The organism is Synechocystis salina LEGE 00031 (assembly GCF_015207985.1).
GTDB classification, from domain to species: domain Bacteria; phylum Cyanobacteriota; class Cyanobacteriia; order Cyanobacteriales; family Microcystaceae; genus Synechocystis; species Synechocystis salina.
Window position 1 is genome coordinate 1 of sequence record NZ_JADEVV010000047.1, and the last position, 16549, is coordinate 16549.

General features: G+C 50.0%; 17 protein-coding genes and 1 pseudogene. 10 read left to right on the forward strand and 8 right to left on the reverse strand.

Going from position 1 to position 16549, the window contains the following annotated elements:
- Positions 1–526, reverse strand: a pseudogene (locus IQ217_RS14550) (hypothetical protein); the annotation flags it as partial.
- A gap of 241 nt (positions 527–767) precedes the next feature.
- Here IQ217_RS14550 and IQ217_RS14555 point away from each other — a divergent pair.
- The 7 genes from IQ217_RS14555 (at position 768) to IQ217_RS14585 (ending at position 7057) form a co-directional block, all read left to right on the forward strand.
- Complete coding sequence (locus IQ217_RS14555; protein WP_194020499.1) at positions 768–2375, forward strand: SpoIID/LytB domain-containing protein; 1608 nt, start codon at positions 768–770, stop codon at positions 2373–2375.
- Positions 2376–2414: 39 nt separating this feature from the next.
- Positions 2415–2759 (forward strand): rhodanese-like domain-containing protein, encoded by a 345-nt coding sequence (locus IQ217_RS14560; RefSeq protein WP_190596980.1) that lies wholly within the window; start codon positions 2415–2417, stop codon positions 2757–2759.
- Positions 2760–2995: 236 nt separating this feature from the next.
- Positions 2996–3451, forward strand: coding sequence for an RNA recognition motif domain-containing protein (locus IQ217_RS14565; RefSeq protein WP_190596982.1), 456 nt, complete (start codon positions 2996–2998; stop codon positions 3449–3451).
- A gap of 222 nt (positions 3452–3673) precedes the next feature.
- Positions 3674–4381: a ribose-5-phosphate isomerase RpiA gene (gene rpiA, locus IQ217_RS14570; protein WP_194020500.1), complete on the forward strand. Its 708-nt coding sequence runs from the start codon at positions 3674–3676 to the stop codon at positions 4379–4381.
- A 55-nt stretch (positions 4382–4436) separates the two neighbouring features.
- Positions 4437–4988: a TolB family protein gene (locus IQ217_RS14575; protein ID WP_194020501.1), complete on the forward strand. Its 552-nt coding sequence runs from the start codon at positions 4437–4439 to the stop codon at positions 4986–4988.
- 57 nt (positions 4989–5045) lie between these two features.
- Positions 5046–5408, forward strand: coding sequence for a hypothetical protein (locus IQ217_RS14580; protein ID WP_194020502.1), 363 nt, complete (start codon positions 5046–5048; stop codon positions 5406–5408).
- Complete coding sequence (locus IQ217_RS14585) at positions 5396–7057, forward strand: phospholipase D-like domain-containing protein (protein ID WP_194020503.1); 1662 nt, start codon at positions 5396–5398, stop codon at positions 7055–7057. Before IQ217_RS14580 ends, IQ217_RS14585 begins: the two co-directional genes overlap by 13 nt.
- Positions 7058–7151: 94 nt before the next feature.
- Here IQ217_RS14585 and IQ217_RS14590 read toward each other — a convergent pair whose 3' ends face one another.
- Positions 7152–8411: a DUF4912 domain-containing protein gene (locus IQ217_RS14590; protein WP_194020504.1), complete on the reverse strand. Its 1260-nt coding sequence runs from the start codon at positions 8409–8411 to the stop codon at positions 7152–7154.
- Positions 8412–8444: 33 nt separating this feature from the next.
- Entirely contained in the window at positions 8445–8609 is a 165-nt protein-coding gene (locus IQ217_RS14595) for a hypothetical protein (protein ID WP_194020505.1), read from the reverse strand.
- Positions 8610–9066: 457 nt separating this feature from the next.
- Here IQ217_RS14595 and egtC point away from each other — a divergent pair, with 457 nt between their 5' ends.
- Positions 9067–9900, forward strand: coding sequence for an ergothioneine biosynthesis protein EgtC (egtC, locus tag IQ217_RS14600; RefSeq protein ID WP_194020506.1), 834 nt, complete (start codon positions 9067–9069; stop codon positions 9898–9900).
- Between the two features lies 1 nt (position 9901).
- Here the strand turns inward: egtC and sigC are convergent, their stop codons facing one another.
- Positions 9902–11116 carry an RNA polymerase sigma factor SigC gene (sigC, locus tag IQ217_RS14605; RefSeq protein WP_194020507.1) on the reverse strand — a complete coding sequence of 405 codons (1215 nt, stop codon included), beginning with the start codon at positions 11114–11116 and terminating at the stop codon, positions 9902–9904.
- 266 nt (positions 11117–11382) lie between these two features.
- Between sigC and IQ217_RS14610 the strand changes: the two genes are divergently transcribed.
- Both IQ217_RS14610 and IQ217_RS14615 read left to right on the forward strand, forming a co-directional pair.
- Positions 11383–11592, forward strand: coding sequence for a hypothetical protein (locus IQ217_RS14610; protein WP_194020508.1), 210 nt, complete (start codon positions 11383–11385; stop codon positions 11590–11592).
- 133 nt (positions 11593–11725) lie between these two features.
- On the forward strand, positions 11726–12631 hold the full coding sequence (locus tag IQ217_RS14615; RefSeq protein WP_194020509.1) for a CoB--CoM heterodisulfide reductase iron-sulfur subunit B family protein: 906 nt from the start codon (positions 11726–11728) through the stop codon (positions 12629–12631).
- Between the two features lie 120 nt (positions 12632–12751).
- Here the strand turns inward: IQ217_RS14615 and IQ217_RS14620 are convergent, their stop codons facing one another.
- The 4 genes from IQ217_RS14620 to IQ217_RS14635 all read right to left on the reverse strand — a co-directional run bounded on the left by IQ217_RS14620 (position 12752) and on the right by IQ217_RS14635 (position 16410).
- Positions 12752–13045, reverse strand: a complete 294-nt coding sequence (locus tag IQ217_RS14620) for a YggT family protein (RefSeq protein ID WP_190596999.1) — start codon at positions 13043–13045, stop codon at positions 12752–12754.
- Positions 13046–13239: 194 nt separating this feature from the next.
- Positions 13240–14019: a pentapeptide repeat-containing protein gene (locus tag IQ217_RS14625; protein ID WP_194020510.1), complete on the reverse strand. Its 780-nt coding sequence runs from the start codon at positions 14017–14019 to the stop codon at positions 13240–13242.
- Between the two features lie 138 nt (positions 14020–14157).
- Positions 14158–14334: an NAD(P)H dehydrogenase subunit NdhS gene (locus IQ217_RS14630; RefSeq protein WP_194020511.1), complete on the reverse strand. Its 177-nt coding sequence runs from the start codon at positions 14332–14334 to the stop codon at positions 14158–14160.
- Between the two features lie 96 nt (positions 14335–14430).
- A complete protein-coding gene (locus IQ217_RS14635; RefSeq protein ID WP_194020512.1) occupies positions 14431–16410 on the reverse strand; it encodes an ABC transporter ATP-binding protein/permease in 1980 nt (659 codons plus the stop codon).
- Between the last annotated feature and the right edge of the window lie 139 nt (positions 16411–16549).

Genomic DNA, 16549 nt, shown 5'->3' on the forward strand with positions numbered 1-16549 from the left:
CAAATAGGCCGGGGGGTCGGGGAATTTGCCTAGGGGAAGGTAACTGGGGTAGGGACGGAATGGGGGGATTGGTAATGGGCAAACGACTCAAATTGCCATAGCTGGTTAAAGGCGGCAAATTGGGGTAAGCCGGTAAATTGGGCATGGCCGGCGGCGGCGGCATAATGCCCGGGCCCGGAGGCAGAGAATAGTTATAGTCACCACTGGGGGGAGTGGGCAAATTGGGGTCGGCGGGAATGGTGCCGGGGTCACTGCCACCGGGAGCAGTGGGAAACAGGGCACTGCCGGAAAAAATATCTGTTTCTGGTAAACGACTTTGTTCCGCCGGAGTTAATTCGATCACCCCCACAGGATTGCGGTCTGCCAGGTCGTCCCCGGTGGGTTCTTGCCATTGCCAATGGGGTAAAGCCAAGCCCAAAATAAAGCCATGGATGCCGAGGGAACTCAAAATAGCCACATTGACCGGAGTGAATACCTGGCCCAATGAGGGAGCATTGCTTAACCTGAGGGGTAAATCCATTGCCATAGGTCGATCGCCATTCAGAAAAACTTTGACGGTCCCAGTCTCCAGCAGGGCAAAGTGAAGAAAAATGCCAGTGCGAGAGGCTGTTTACACAGTTCCCCCAAAATAACACAAACCCTTTGGCGATCGGTGTTAGCCCTTGGCCACTGTCCCCCTGACCCCCAGATAACGGAGCAAAAATGATAGGTTAGGATGCTAGATTGCCTTTGATCCCCTAGCCAATATCGATCGCCGTTGATTGTTTATGTTTATTTCCCCCCCCCGTAACTTACTGAAGGTTGCTGTCCAACGTGTGGGTGGCTTCGTCATCGCCCTAGGCTTAGTGGCTGGAGGAGCTTTACCGAGCCTCGCCAAGGATGTTCTGCTCCAGGTTGGGGTGGTGCAACGCTTTGGGGACGAAGACCGAGACCAACTCACCATCAGCGGGGTGGGCAACGACGATCTGACCTTTACCGCCGTCAATAACCAGGGGGAAAGGGTCACTCTCCAGAGCAAGCAAGGTACCATTGCCATTGGCCGCCGGGCCGTGCCGAGGAAATTGGCGGAAGTATTGGTGTTGGGGGACCATGCCACCTTTGAAACGGCGGAGGACGATGCCCTCCGTTGGCAAGCTCAAGGTATTGCAGTGGAAGTTACCCAACCAGGGCGTTGGCAAGTGTGGGCTAAACGGGACGTATATGATAGTCCCCTGGTGCGCCGTTGGTTGCTGGCAGATTTAAAAAAGCAGGGTTACCAATTGCCCTACCTGGAAAGTGTACTATTGGACAGTAAGCCCCAGGCCATGGTGGTTATCAATGGTCAAAGTTACCCCGCCGACCAACTGACCATCACCGCCGCCAAAAATCAAATTCAAGTTACGGAAGGGGAGAAAAAATTTGTCTATGGCGGTTGGTTGCAACTCCAGCCCAACTCCTACGGCAATTACACATTGGTTAACCATGTGCCCCTGGAAACCTATCTCCGGGGTGTGGTGCCCCATGAAATTGGCCCCGGTGCCCCCCCCACTGCGGCCAAAGCCCAAACCATCATTGCCCGCACCTATGCCCTCCAAAACCGGCGTCGTTTTGCCGCCGATGGTTACGAGTTGTGTGCCACCACCCACTGCCAGGTTTACTACGGTTTAAGTGGCACTAGCCCCAGGGCCGATGAGGCGATTAGGGAAACGGCGGGGCAGGTTTTAACCTATAACAATCAATTGGTGGATGCCCTTTATTCCTCTACGGCGGGGGGGGTGACGGCCAAGTTTAGCGATGTCTGGAATGGGGAAGAGCGGCCCTATCTCCAGGCGGTCATCGACTCGGCCCAGCCCATTTGGAATTTGTCCAACCAAAGCCTGGCCGATGAAGCGACTTTCCGTAAATTTATCAACCTCAAGGAAGGATTTAACGAAACGGGGCGGAAGTTTCTGCGCTGGCGCTACCCATCTACGTTGGCGGAATTGAATCAAGATCTGAAAAAGTATCTGACCAACCGGCGCCATCCCCTGGCGGACTTCACCACCATTTACGATATGAAGGTCACTAGGCGATCGCCATCGGGGAGAATTTTAATGCTGGAGGTGCTGACCGATAAAGGCGTGGTGGAATTGGCTAAAAACGAAGCCCGCAGTGCCTTTGGTCCTCCCCGCAGTACCCTGTTCTACCTGGAACCCACCTACGATGCTAACCAGCGACTCCAAAGCGTCTTTTTCGTTGGGGGAGGCTTTGGCCATGGGGTCGGCATGAGTCAATTTGGCTCCTATAAGCTATCCCAGTTGGGATGGTCGGCGGAACAAATCTTAGCTTTTTATTATCCTGGCACTCAAATCAGACAGCTCAATGAGCAAATTCTAGGGCAAACTCCCCGCCCTTGATGCCAACTTTTTTTCACCTACATTCTCACCCCACTGCGTATGACTTCCATGCCCATCGAAATTTCTGTTCAGGACTTAGCCCTGATGTTGGCTCACCCCAACGGCGATCGCCAGTTGATTGATGTGCGGGAACCCCATGAGGTGGAAATTGCGGCCCTGCCAGGCTTTGAAACCCTGCCCTTGAGCGAGTTTGCCCACTGGTCTGATACCATTCAAGAACGATACAAATCTGACCAAGAAACTGTGGTGCTTTGCCACCATGGCATCCGTTCAGACCAAATGGCCCACTGGTTAGTGGATCAAGGTTTTAGTAAAGTTAAAAACGTAGTGGGGGGAATTGATGCCTATTCCCGTGTGATTGATGCCACCATTCCCCGTTATTAACTCCCATTGGCATAACTGCAGAGGACCGAACTGTTTGGTTTTGAGGACAATAGCCGATATTATTAAGAAAAGTAACCGGGACGGACGGGACTGTCCCCATGGCCTGGTGTCTAGTATTATCGTCAACTTGGTTAACTGTTAGCCCGCCAGTCAATAGTCAACTTTTTTAATATCCAACAGGGCCCTTTGCCCAAGCAATTTCTCCTACAGAAAATATCCCCGGAGGTATTTACATCATGTCCATTCGTCTTTACGTCGGTAACCTACCCAAAGAATCCATTGAGCGGGAAGCACTACAGGAAGTATTTGCAGAAGCCAATGCTGTTGTTTCCACCAAAGTTATCAAAGACCGTAAAACGGGTAAATGCCGGGGATTTGCTTTTGTAACGGTTTCCACTGACGAAGCGGCGGATGAATTCATCGAGAAATATAATGGCCAATCCTTTATGGACAGCCCTTTAAAAATCGAAAAGGCTAACCCCCGCTCCAAGGATGACGAAGAAGGAGGCAGTGAAACTCCGGCGGCCAGTGGGGAAAAAACCAAGCAACCCCGCACCGATAAAAAACGGAGTAATAAAAAAGCGGCAGGGGCCAGTGCCAATACTAGCACCGCTTCTGAAGGTTTCCAGCCCGACCCCCGCTGGGCAGACCAGTTGGCCCAACTGAAGGAAAAATTGACGGCGGCCCAGTAGGCCCACGTTTCTTTCCTGGCCAGAACCATTTTGAGGATTTTGGCACCGTACAAATTTCGGCGATCGCCGGACAGTTTTCCTTTGGCTAGGGCTGATCAAAAAAACCATAGAGTTTCAATAAAGCCTGGGTAATTGGGGGAGTAGGATTTTGCCACACGTTTAGGTTAATGACCCAATTTAATTAAAAAATTTAAAAGACAAAATAATGGAGGTTAAATTTTTATGGCTGAGCTAGATGCGGCCAACTTGATGAAACAAGCAGTGGGGAAAGCCGCCGCTGACCGGGTTAAGTCCAACACCATTGTCGGTTTGGGCACCGGTTCCACCACTGCCTACGCCCTAGAATTCATTGGCGATCGCCTCAAAAAAGGAGAATTGGAAAATGTAGTGGGCATTCCCACCTCCTTTCAGGCGGAAGTGTTGGCCCGTAAATACGGCATTCCCCTGACGACGTTGGATGTGGTTGACCGCATTGACATTGCCATCGACGGAGCGGATGAAGTTGACCCCCAGAAAAATTTGATTAAAGGGGGAGGGGCCGCCCACACGAGGGAAAAAATTGTTGATGCTTTGGCGGAAACTTTTCTAGTGGTGGTGGACAGTGGCAAATTGGTGGACAAATTAGGTTCCACTTTTTTACTGCCGGTGGAAGTGATTCCCATGGCCCTGACCCCCGTAATGCGGGCTTTAGCCAAACTAGGTGGTAAGCCCGAACTACGTATGGGGATTAAAAAAGCTGGCCCCATTGTCACCGACCAAGGCAACCTCGTCATTGACGTTAAATTTGATGCCATTGCCGACCCAGCGGAATTGGAAAAAACCATTAACAATCTCCCTGGTGTGTTGGAAAACGGGCTGTTTGTGGGGGTAGCGGACGTAATTTTGGTAGGGGAAATTATTGACGGTCAACCTACGGTGCGGGAATTTTAGTTCCCTCTCAACTGCATCTTATTAACTAGGGTCAAGGTGGGAAAATAAAAGGGATATGGATACCCCGCCTCCCCGACTTTACTGCCAAACACTCGCTAACTTGCTCAAGCGGTCTTTGACTTGGGCAGGTTTACTATTTTTATTGGCCGGCTGTGGCTATCCCCGTTACCTGAGTCTTTCCTTTGACCGCAGTGGCCGGGGTGTTAACAGTGCCTCCGAGGAAATTTTTCCCCAGGTGACCTATCCTTTTCTGGTGTTTGCCTCTGACCGCAATGGCTCCCAGGGCATTTATCTGTACAATCTCCAAACCAATCGTCTGGAAACCCTACCCCGCCTCAACGCCCTCGACCAGGTGGCCAGTCATCCCAGCATTACCGAAGACGGACGCTACATTGTCTTTGCCCTCAGTCGCCAGGGAAAAACTGATATTGTGCTCTACGATCACCAAACGGAGCAGAAGCGTAATTTAACTGCGGATTTGGCCGCCGACACGAGGAACCCGGTCATCAATGCCAACGGCGATCGCATTGCGTTTGAAGTGGCCCAGGACGGTCAGTGGGACATTATGGTAATGGATATCCAGGGCAAAATCATTGCTACTCCTTAAAACAGTTGCAGGGTTTCTAGACCAGGGGGATTAAAATATAGGAAAAACAGTAAAACAATGAAACCTATTTCCTTTCCCTTCTGGCTGACTCTCCTCCTCGGTGCCGTTGCATGCACTGCAGTAAAAGAACCGTCCCCGGTGCAGGCCGAACAAATGGAAGCGAATTTGCCCGCAGTCGCCACGATTACGGAGTTGGTCAATGGAGACTTAGCCTGTTATGTAGATTTGATAGACAATCAGGGGAATCAGTATCAGGGATTGTACGCCACCTTTGAAATTTGTGAAGAAACTGCCCTAATCGGCCAAACGGTCAAATTAACCTATCAGCCAGCATCCTTTAACGATTGTGACAGTAACGAACCCTGTGGCAAAAGTAAGACCGAGTTGGCGATCGTCCAAATTGAACCATGGGAAAACTAAACCGAGGCTGGAAAAAAAACCCCATTGTCATTTTGGTTGCCCTGGCCCTACTAGTGGCGATCGCCATTATTGGCATTGGCAAGGTTGATCCATCGGGGTTGGGACAATCCCTGGCCCGGCCAGACCCCTTACCCCAAGAACAGGACATCAAGGTTTATTTCAATCTCAACAATGCCAAGGGAGCTGATTTCCTTGACCCAGACCGCAACTTTAAACGTCAGGGGGACAATTTTGAGCAAATAATCCTAGATCAAATTAATGGAGCCCAGTCCACCATTGACCTAGCGATACAGGAATTACGCTTACCCCGCATTGCCCAGGCATTGGTCAGGAAACAAGCCGCCGGGGTTAGGGTGAGATTGGTGCTAGAAAATATCTATAACCAAACCATCCAAGAAGCAGTAGAAGCGGAAAAAGATCCCTTCCGTTACCGTGGCCCCCTAGCCTATTTAGATCAAAATCAAGACGGCCGCATTAGTCCTGAAGAAAGTGCAGAACGAGATGCCATTGAGATTCTCCGCACCCAAAAAATTCCCCTCATTGACGACACAGAGGATGGCAGTAAAGGATCGGGGTTAATGCACCATAAATTTGTAGTGCTGGATAATAAAACCGTCATTGTTACCTCTGCCAACTTTACCCCCAGCGATCAGTATGGCGACTATGATGACCACTTCACCAGGGGCAATGCTAACAACTTATTGGTGATTCAATCCCCCGCGGTGGCCCATCTTTTCACAGAAGAGTTTAACCTGCTTTGGGGAGACGGTCCTGGAGAAAAAAAAGATAGTCTATTTGGTATCAATAAGCCAAGCAGACCAGCTAAAGCGTTAAAAGTGGGGGAGACCACGGTAACGGTAAAATTTTCTCCCGATCGCCGAACGGTACCTTTTGCCGAAACAAGCAATGGTTTAATTGCCCAATACCTAAATCAGGCCCAGCAAAAAATCCAGTTAGCCTTGTTTGTTTTTAGTGAACAAGCATTATCCGATGTAATCAACCAAAGATTTCAAGCGGGCACTGAAATTAAAGCCCTAATTGACCGGGGATTTGCCTTTCGTTACTACAGTGAAGGCCTGGATTTATTGGGGGTAAAACTATTAGAAGACTGCCTAGAACAACCCGGTAATCGTCCCTGGGCCTTACCAACAGAATTTGTCGGTACACCAGCCCTGCCAAGGGGAGATAAATTACACCATAAGTTTGCTTTAGTCGATGATGACACAGTGATCACCGGTTCTCACAATTGGTCCCCCGCCGCTAACCACAGCAACGATGAAACGGTATTGGTTTTGCAGAATGCCCAAATAGGGGCTCATTACCAAAGGGAATTAGAACGACTCTATGCCATCACAGAGTATGGTTTACCCCCCACAATACAAGCCCGCATTGATCGCCAAGAACAGGAGTGCGCCAATCCCCAACCTAGCCCTCAGCCCCTGGCCAAAGCAACTCCCAATCGTTTGGTAAATTTGAACCGAGGCAGTCAAGCAGAATTGGAAAGTTTACCTGGCATTGGTCCCAGCACCGCTGCAAAAATTATCACCACCAGGAAGCAAAAGCCATTCACCTCCCTGGAAGATTTAGGACGAGTCAAGGGCATTGGTCCCAGCAAGATTGAAGGTTTGCAGGGAAAAGTCACCTGGTAAAAAATTCCCGACCAAGGAAACGGCAATGACTCAGATCCTTTGGCCGGGGAATTTATAATTCAAACAACGAAAAACTAATGGGAATTAAGGGAGTCTAGCTAAACCATTCCGGCACAGCTTCTTCTTTGGTGTTGGTGTTACGGGAAGGAGTCTCCCGAGTGAACTTCATATGCACATTGCGGGTTTGTTCCCCATCCACCGCCACTGCCATGATGGGATAGTCAATCAAGCCATCTTGGAAGGACATTTGGAAACGGAAGGTGCCGTCTTCATTGAGTTTAATCGGACGGCCACCAATGGTAACCGTCGCATCGGGTTCCGTGGCACCGTAAACAATCAGCTCAGCATCGGCCACTAACCAGAATTGCCGGGGACGGATTGGGGCTTCCGAGGCCATAAATTCGCTACTGGAAAGACCATAACCCATGCCAATGCCGGACATATTTAAACCAGAAACATTGGGGGCTGCCCACAGGCCCGCTCCGGAGGGAAACACATAGGAGCTTAATGTTTGCTCGTGGGTAACGGAACCGGGGACGTGCTGCATAGAGCCGTAGAGGGAACCCGCCATCCGCAGGGCTTCAGCACCCTGGGCCATGTCAAACACTTGGTCATAGACTGCAGTGGAAACTCCCACAGAACGCTTGCTGGGGGGCACCAATTGGTAAATGGTTTTGCCTTGGAGGTCTTCGTCCCAGTTGACGGTGACAAACACATCTTCTACCCAGTCGGAGGGATAAACGGGGGGAATGCGAATGGGGGTGGAACGGGCCAGGGTGAGCCAGCGACCATCAAAGGTGCGATAGCCAATGTCTAGGGCATAATCGCGATCACTGACAGGGATGGGCAAATACCATTCCCGGGCCAATTCATCACAGAGATATTCCTGGACGCTGTGGGGGCTTGCGGTCTGCCAATCCAGGTCGGTCACATCGTAGAGCCGCAGGGCCAACTGTTGCCCCCCCTGACTACGGAGAGCATCCTTATGTTCTTTGGGGATATCCCAATAGGCGTAGGCCCACTGGGGATCCCTGGGCATGAGGGTAATGCGGCTTTCACCGTAACCACCGGGCAAATCTCCCAAAACTTCATCGACGGCGGTGAGGGGGGCACCAAATTTATCATCTTGACCAAGTTCAAATTTAGAAGCTTCCACAGCTTGTTCCTCCTGGGGACGGTTAACGGATTTGACAGAAAAGGGAGCAGGGGCAGGTTTGTTGAGAGCCTTTTCCACCTCTGCTAGTAGCTGGGATTTACGCATCCGACTGTACCGGGAAATATTGCATTCACTGGCAACTCGGCGTAATTGTCGCAGCGTCATGTCTTCGAGGGAGGGTCGGTCTTCTTTAGCCATAACAATTACTTTGGGTTTATGGGACAGTCCATACTATGGGTTTCCACAATCGGCCCGTGGAAAGAGGACAGGGTTAGTTACTTCCAATGGTGGACACAGGGGGAGCAAAGGTGAATGTTGTTGAAGTTGCTGGCTTTTGGCCAGGGCGATCGCCGGAGGAATGCCCACGGGGATCACAAGCTTCACCTTTTGTAACATAGGGCGGCGGCGGAACGTCAAGGGGATCAAGGCTTTAAAATGGACTGCTACTACGGATTTCCAGGCATTAAGCCAAATCTTGTGTCATCACTTCCTGACTTATGTTGTGAAGTTTTGTCTGATTCGGGCCCACAGATCCTGGAGTGGAACCACAAAAGTCAAATTTTCCTGACAATCACCCAAGGCATTATGACAATCCCTTAACTGTCACAGTATCCATGGGGGGAGAGGGTGAGGGGGTTATTATCTAGAGGTGTGTGAGGAGTAAGTTGAAGCCCCCGGAGTCGAAACAAGGAAAGACGCCCAGGGGCTTTTTCTTGCCGTTTTTTGCCCTGAAAGATTTTTCAAGCTGGTCTATGCTCTCCGTAAAAGTTCGGGATGGGCAGCCACTCTCCTTTGGTTCCCCCCGTCGGTAGGGATGATTTCAGTGGGCCGCCAAGATTATTAAAAATTTTTTATGTGTCGTCTTTTAGGGTATCTGGGACAACCACTGCGACCAGAGCAACTGATTTATCGCCCAGAACATTCCCTGATTGTCCAGAGCTATCAACCCCAGGAAATGACAGCGGGGCTGTTGAATGCCGATGGTTTTGGCTTGGGGTGGTTTGACCAGGGGCATCAACCCAGTCCCTATCTCTACAAAAATGTCCTGCCCATTTGGAGTGACATTAATCTTCCCCACCTGAGTCGGTATATCCAGTCCAGTTGTTTTGTAAGTTATGTCCGCAGTGCAACGCCCCCTTTGGCAGTGGATTTGACCAATTGTCAGCCCTTCACGGAGGAGGGGCTGTTATTTGTCCATAATGGATTTATCAATAATTTTCGGACTACTCTCTACCGTCCCCTACGGAATTTATTGAGCGATGCCAGTTATCAGTTCATCCATGGCACCACCGACTCGGAACATATTTTTGCCCTCATTCTGGACAATCTCCGGCGGTCAAGGCAGGCTTCCCAGGGTGATGGCGATGGGGCAAAAAAGACTAGCTTGGGGGAGGCGTTAGAAGCAAGTTTGTTAACGTTGGCAGAGTTGGCTCGACAACATAACACTTATTTTTCCGCCAATATTCTTCTGGCCGATGGTCAGCGCATTGTGGCCTGTCGTTATGCCAGTCGTCAACCGGAACCGAGTTTATATTGGCTGGCTGATAGTGAGCGCTGTCCGGGGGGAGTGATTATTGCCTCGGAACCCCTATTTACTGACCCCCAATGGCAGGCCTGTCCACCCCAAAGTATTTTGGCGATTAACAGCCCAGAGGCGATCGCCGTTAAAGTTCTAGCAGATCAGTGACCTAACCCAAATTTTCGTAATAGTCCCGGATGCGGTCCCGGCGGCGGGGATGGCGTAACTTTTGCAGAGCCTTGGCTTCAATCTGTCGTACTCTTTCCCTTGATAAATTCAAAATGCGGCCAATTTCCGAGAGGGAGTGGGCCACACCGTCTTGAAAACCAAACCGCAGGGCAATCACTTCCTGTTCCCTGGGGGTCAAATCTAGCAAAATTTCCTGCATATCACTCTGGAGAGCCTCCCGCATCAACTCATCCTCCGGTGACTGGGTGTCGGTTTCCAGTAAATCCATCAGCTCCGTGTCTTTATCCTGGCCAACTTTTAGCTCCAGGGAAACGGAACGGGGCACTTGGGTCAGCACTTCCCGTACCTGCTCCGGGGTCATACCCAGTTCTTCCGCCACTTCATCGATTTTGGGGGTGTGGCCCTTTTCTTGGGAAATTTTTCTTTGGGCCCGTTTGATTTTGTTTAACTTCTCGGTGATATGCACCGGTAAACGAATCATACGACTCTGGGTGGCGATCGCCCTGGTGATGCCTTGGCGAATCCACCAGTAGGAATAGGTGCTAAAACGGTAACCCTTGGTGGGATCAAATTTTTCCACCGCCCGCTCCAACCCCAGGGTGCCTTCTTGGATCAGGTCTAAAAGTTCCAAGCCCCGATTTTGATATTTCTTCGCAACGGAAACCACTAGCCTTAAATTAGCTTTGATCATGTGGGCTTTGGCTGTAATACCCTGCTTTTCAACTTTGTCCAATTCTTCCACCGTCAACCCCGCTAACTCGGCCCATCGTTGTTTGCCTGTTTGGAGGGTTTGCTTGAGAACCGCTACGGTTTGCCCGAGGGTTTTGGCCCAACGTTCATAGGAAGGACGATGCCCCAATTGGGCTAAAAGTTGATCATGGATGGCGATCGCCGTTTGGTATTGCTCCATGGCGGGCTCAGATTCTGCGGCCTGATTTTGGATTTCCACTAGGCGGAGATAGCTTTGCACCTGCTGGGCCACATGCACCTCTTCATCCCGCTTTAACAGGGGAATGCGACCAATATCCTGGAGGTAAAGGCGCACTAAATCAGTGCTAAATTGCTGACGGTGGGCGACAGCAGTGTATTCCAAGTCCGGCAAATCTACCATTAAATCCTCTTCCTCCGGCGGCGACATAGCTTCCAAATCTCGTACATTAGTCGGTGGCGGCTCATCGTTGCTCGGTTTAGTCATGGAGGTCCGGGGGTGACTGGGACTCGATGTTAAGTCAAGGGTAACATTCTTTAATTGTTTAATTTTTTGTCCGCACCGGCCCAGTAAACTAGTCCGATGGCAATTCGGGTTTCCTTGGACAACATGTTTTTATATCCACGTTACTCCATTGTAAACCTTTCGAAAAAGCTATGATCGACGGCCTGATACCCTATCTGAAAATTCAAATCCCCGACGGCAAGGAGTAACGGTTTAATCTCATCAAAACCCGCTATACCATTGGTCGTTTGTCTCGGTACAATGATATTGTTTTGCCGGAGGAGGATGGCATCATTACCTCAATTTGGGGGCCGGATGATTTTGGTTCCCTCGAACAAGACCTAGACCGCTTGGCCATAGAAATTCGTAAAATCTTTGGCCAAACTTCTACCGGCGAACAATGGTTAGAAACGGTGCTGGGGGCTGGTTATCTACTCCAAATTGATACAGAAAGCTAAATTGGCATGGTGGACTGGGCTAGACATTGAGCAAATTAGGGGCATTGTTGGGGGTAATGGGCACCACCGGTTTTTGTTCCCAGGCCAAAAGCCCACGATATACTGCCTAGAGAGAACACTTCCTGTCGCCGCCATGACTACCGCCCTTGAATATGCTTACTTTCCCGGTTGCGTTGCCCAGGGGGCCTGTGGGGAACTGCACCTGGCCACCACCGCCCTGAGCAAAGCTTTGGGTATTAAATTAGTGGAACTAAAAAAAGCTTCCTGTTGTGGTTCCGGCACCTTTAAAGAAGATTCCCAACTGTTGGAAGATAGCGTTAATGCCCGCAATATCGCCTTGGCGGAACAGTTGAAGTTGCCTTTATTAACCCATTGCAGTACCTGTCAGGGGGTAATTGCCCATGTGGACGAACGACTAAAAAAAGCCCAAAAAGATGATCCTGCCTATGTGGAGCAAATCAACGATTATTTAAAAAAAGAAAGCTGTGCTCCCTATCGAGGTTCCAGTCGGGTGACCCATTTACTCTGGGCTTTGGTGCAAGATTTTGGACTAGAAACCCTGGCTCAGCGGGTTAAGCAGAAGTTATCTGGCCTCAACTGTGCTTCTTTCTATGGCTGTTACCTGCTCCGGGCCCAGGAAAATTTACCGGAAGCCAATCCTTTTGATCCCCAATCCCTGGAAAAAGTCTTTACTACCCTAGGGGCTAATCCCATTTACTACGAAGGTCGCACCCAATGCTGTGGTTGGCCCATTTCCAGTTATGCTACGCCCCAATCTTTTCAGTTGGCAGGTCGACATTTGCAAACGGCGATCGCCGCTGGGGCCGATTGTTTAGTTACCCCTTGTCCCCTATGCCATCTACAACTAGATTCCCGTCAACCGGAAATCAGCAAAGTGTTGGGGCAAGCATTAAATTTGCCGGTGTTACATCTGCCCCAATTGGTGGGTTTGGCCTTAGAAATTAATCCCAAGGATCTAGGACTTGACCGCCATGTGGTTTCCACTGGACCAGTGTTGGCTAAGCTTGGTCTCGCCTAATTGATCAAGAATTGAGCCAATTCCGAGTCAGTTTGAGACAGATAAAGGGGCTTTTCAAGTACGCCCTTCAGATAGCGTAACCGCTATAAGTAAATGGGAGGCAACCTAGCTCTTTTGTGTTTATTGCAACCGACTGGCCATGGTGATCAGCCCCTGCTGGCCAATGAGGATTTCCCGCAAAAAAGTACAGATGAAAACCCAAAGGATAGGAGCTAGGTCAACGCCACCGATGGGGGGAACAAGTTTACGCAGGGGGATCAACAATGGTTCCGTGGGTAGGGCAATGAGTTTCCAGGGCAATCTGGTTAGCTCCACCTGGGGATACCAAGTGAGAATAATCCGAAAAATAAACAACACCGTCATCAGTGCCAGCAGAATTCCTAAGCCCTGGCCGGCGATCGCCGCATAATTCATATTTGTTCTGTGCCACAACTAGGCCGAGATTTTGACGAAAAGGTCTGATTTGATTGTAGGCAAATTGGCGATCAATCTTCAAATGGGGTTTTAGAGCAGCAACAATCTTGCCGCGGTTATGATCTGCCCATTGGCCCCTATTTCTCTGGTTTTTTCCTGGGTCGGCGATCGTGGCTAATTGCAGTTTGGCCTCCCTAGAGGCCCACCAAGGGCAGTAAATACTTAAACGCCATGGAAGCTACCCCCCGCACGATGGCATCCAACTGGGGATTGCCCGCTCCTTGGCGCCGGGCTTCCTGCATACTGGCCAAATCTTCTAAAAATTGCTCTGAAGTTCTAACTCCCACCTCATCCTGGTTTTCCTCAAACAATAACTGGGCGTATTCCACATTTTGTTTGGCGGAAGCTTCATTGCCAATTTTCAGTAGGGTCAAACCCCGCCCTAAATATCCCGGAGCAAATTCCGGATCTAGAGCCAAGGCTCGATCATAGTGTTTGAGGGCGGATTGATAGTTGCCCTTACTGGTTTCCAACAGGCCCCAGCCATAAAAAAGTTGGGGAGTGCCGGCCGTATTGGGAACAGCTTGGGCCCCCTGCATATAGGCGGTTTCCAAGTTAGTGTTGATAAATGTCGCCCGGTCAAAATAAGCTTCACGGAAATCTGTGCCGTCGGTAATCGCCCCGTTTAAATTTGCCCCTGACAGGTTCGCCCCGTTCAAAGAGGCAGAAGTTAAATTCGCACCGGAAAGATTAGCTCCCGTCAGATCGGCCCCCGATAGGTTTGCCCCCGACAGATCCGCCCCCGTCAAATCCGCCCGGGTAAGGTTAACCATCACCAGGCCGGCTCCCCGCAAATCACAGAGAGGGCATTTTTTGGTGGACAGTAATTGGGTCAGATCTTCAAAATTGGCTCCGTGGGCGGCGCCAGCAAAGGTGGTTAGGCCCAGGGCCACAAGAAAGGGACGAATCTTCATGGGTTAACGCCGAGGGAACTTCACTGTAAAATTGCTCTCCATTCTAGCCAAATATATGGACAGCCCCCACCCCAATCCCCGCAACGAAGACATCGATGGGTTAGGCCAGGGCGGAGCGGGTAGCAAAATGCAAAATGCCTAGATCGGTTTGACCGTCTCCAGTTCCGAGAGCCGAAAAGTCACTAATTTGTCCCAGTTACCATTTTCAAATAGGACTGCCGCTTTACCGTCACTGACCCGTTGGACTAAGCCTTCAAAGCGATAGTAAGTATCATCAACATTGGTGACCCGCACCGTTGAACCGGGAAAAATCATAATGGCTACCTGATTTTGGATTGGACAATTCTAGCAAAGGAGACGGTTTTCTTTCGTCCCCAGACCCATGGTTAAATTCGATTGCTAACCATTAATTTATTTTTGGATGGAGCTTAACTGCCACCTTCCTTCCGCCTGCACTTCCAGGCATTGGCGGTGAAAATTTCGCAGGGTAGGCCGATGCCCCACGCTGATGAAAGTGGTGCCCAAATCTGTCAGAGCATGGTACAAATCTGCCTCGTTATCTACGTCCAGGGCGCTGGTGGCTTCATCGAGGATGGCATAGCGGGGTTGGTTGATGAAAACTCGGGCTAGGGCAATGCGTTGTTGTTCCCCCAGGGAAAGGACGCTAGACCAATTTTCTAGACTGTCTAAACCGCCAAAACGCTCGGCTAAATCCGATAGGTTGACCCTTTTTAAAGTTCCCAACAGAAAATCGTCATCCGCGATGGATTGGGAACTAGGATAAATTAGTTGTTCCCGCAGGGTGCCCAGAATCATATAGGGCCGTTGGGGTAAAAATAATAAATCTGCCAACTCAGGCCGTTCAATGATGCCTTGACCGCTGTCCCATAGGCCGGCGATCGCCCGGAGGAGGGAACTTTTGCCACTGCCGCTGGGGCCCATGATCAGTAAATGGTTGCCAGTGTCCACGGCTAGAGATAAATCCCGCACTAAAACCCGGGAAGAATGGGGAGGAGAAAGGGTGACGTTATCCAGGCTGACGGTGGGGCCAAGGTGGGTGGTAATGTGGTCAACCATGGCATTAGAGGAGCTTTCTCTGTCATTGCCAGGGCCATTGAGGGCATCGTAAAATTCCCCTAAACGGTTAATACTGGCGGCAAATTCAGTAATATTTTGAATCTGGTTAGTGACCAAAGATAGGGCAGAAAGCACCATGCCAAAGGCCAAACTAGCCTGGGCGATCGCCCCGAAATCTAAGTCTCCCGCTAGGTAAAGAGGAGCAATAATGATATAGGGAATTAACCGGGTGAAATAGTTATAGCCCAGTTGAAATAGGCTGATCAGGGCCTGCCAAATAATTAAGAGATTAAAATTTCTAATTGCCCCCAGCAAACGTTCAGTAACCTGTTTCCGTTCTAACCTTTCCCCCCGGTAGAAAGCAATGGATTCAGCGTTGTCCCGCACCCGCACCAAACCGTAACGAAAATTGGCTTCCAACCGCAATTGTTCATAGTTAATACGAATTAACCTGGTGCCAATGGCGATCGCCGCCACCGTGCCGAAGGTCGCATAGCCAATGAGCCCCCACATCAAGGTTTGGGAAATGCTATAAAGTATGGCGGTGAAGGAAATTAGGGTGAGAATGGAATCAAGAATATCCAGTAAAAAATCCAGGGTAACCCCGGTAAAGGATTGAATATCTTGGGTTATCCTTTGGTCTGGATTGTCAATTAATGTATAGGCAGAATTGGAATCTAGGCGATAGTAGGAGCGCCCCTTAAAGTAACGACCCAGAAAATGTTCTGTGAGCCATTCCCGCCAGAGCACTCCCAACTTTTGCCGTAGGTAACGGTAGGCAACAATGATGGGAATAGCCACCACAATGACAATGCCATAGATCCAGAGAAATTGCCAAAACACTTCCCCATCTTTGCCATTTAAAGCTGTATCAATGAAGCGAAAAACGAAACTTAAAATAACATTTAAGCCGTTGACAATAAATAGCAACGATAGCAGTATGCCCAACAATAGCCACTGGAGCCACCGTTGTTGTAACTTTTGTCGCTGGCTGACAAACACTGCCCCCGCTATGGCTAAGGCTCCTAAACCAATCCAGGGCGCCGGAGAATTGATCAGACTTTGCACCCCATCCACCAAACCCTTACCGGATTTAGCAAAAAAATCGGGAAAAATCGCCGTGGCCCAGAGGGTCAACCCCATGGATAAAAATAGGGTTAAGGCCACCACCACCACCATGAGGGCCAGGATCAGAATCAAAAAAACCCGAGTTTGCTTTTGCCCGACGGGATAAAAATAAGGCTGGGCTGTTTCAACAAAGCGGTGCCATAGTTGGCGGTCAAACTGAAAACGCTTGGCTTGGGCTTGGGTCATGGAAATTTTGTCAATAGCAAAAGGGTTCAACGGCAGCAGATGTTTCCCCGCCCCATGGATTCAACAATTAATGGCAACCATGGCAATCGAGGCCACTGACCATCTTACAATTCCCCACTGGGCACTTCCCAACAGTTTG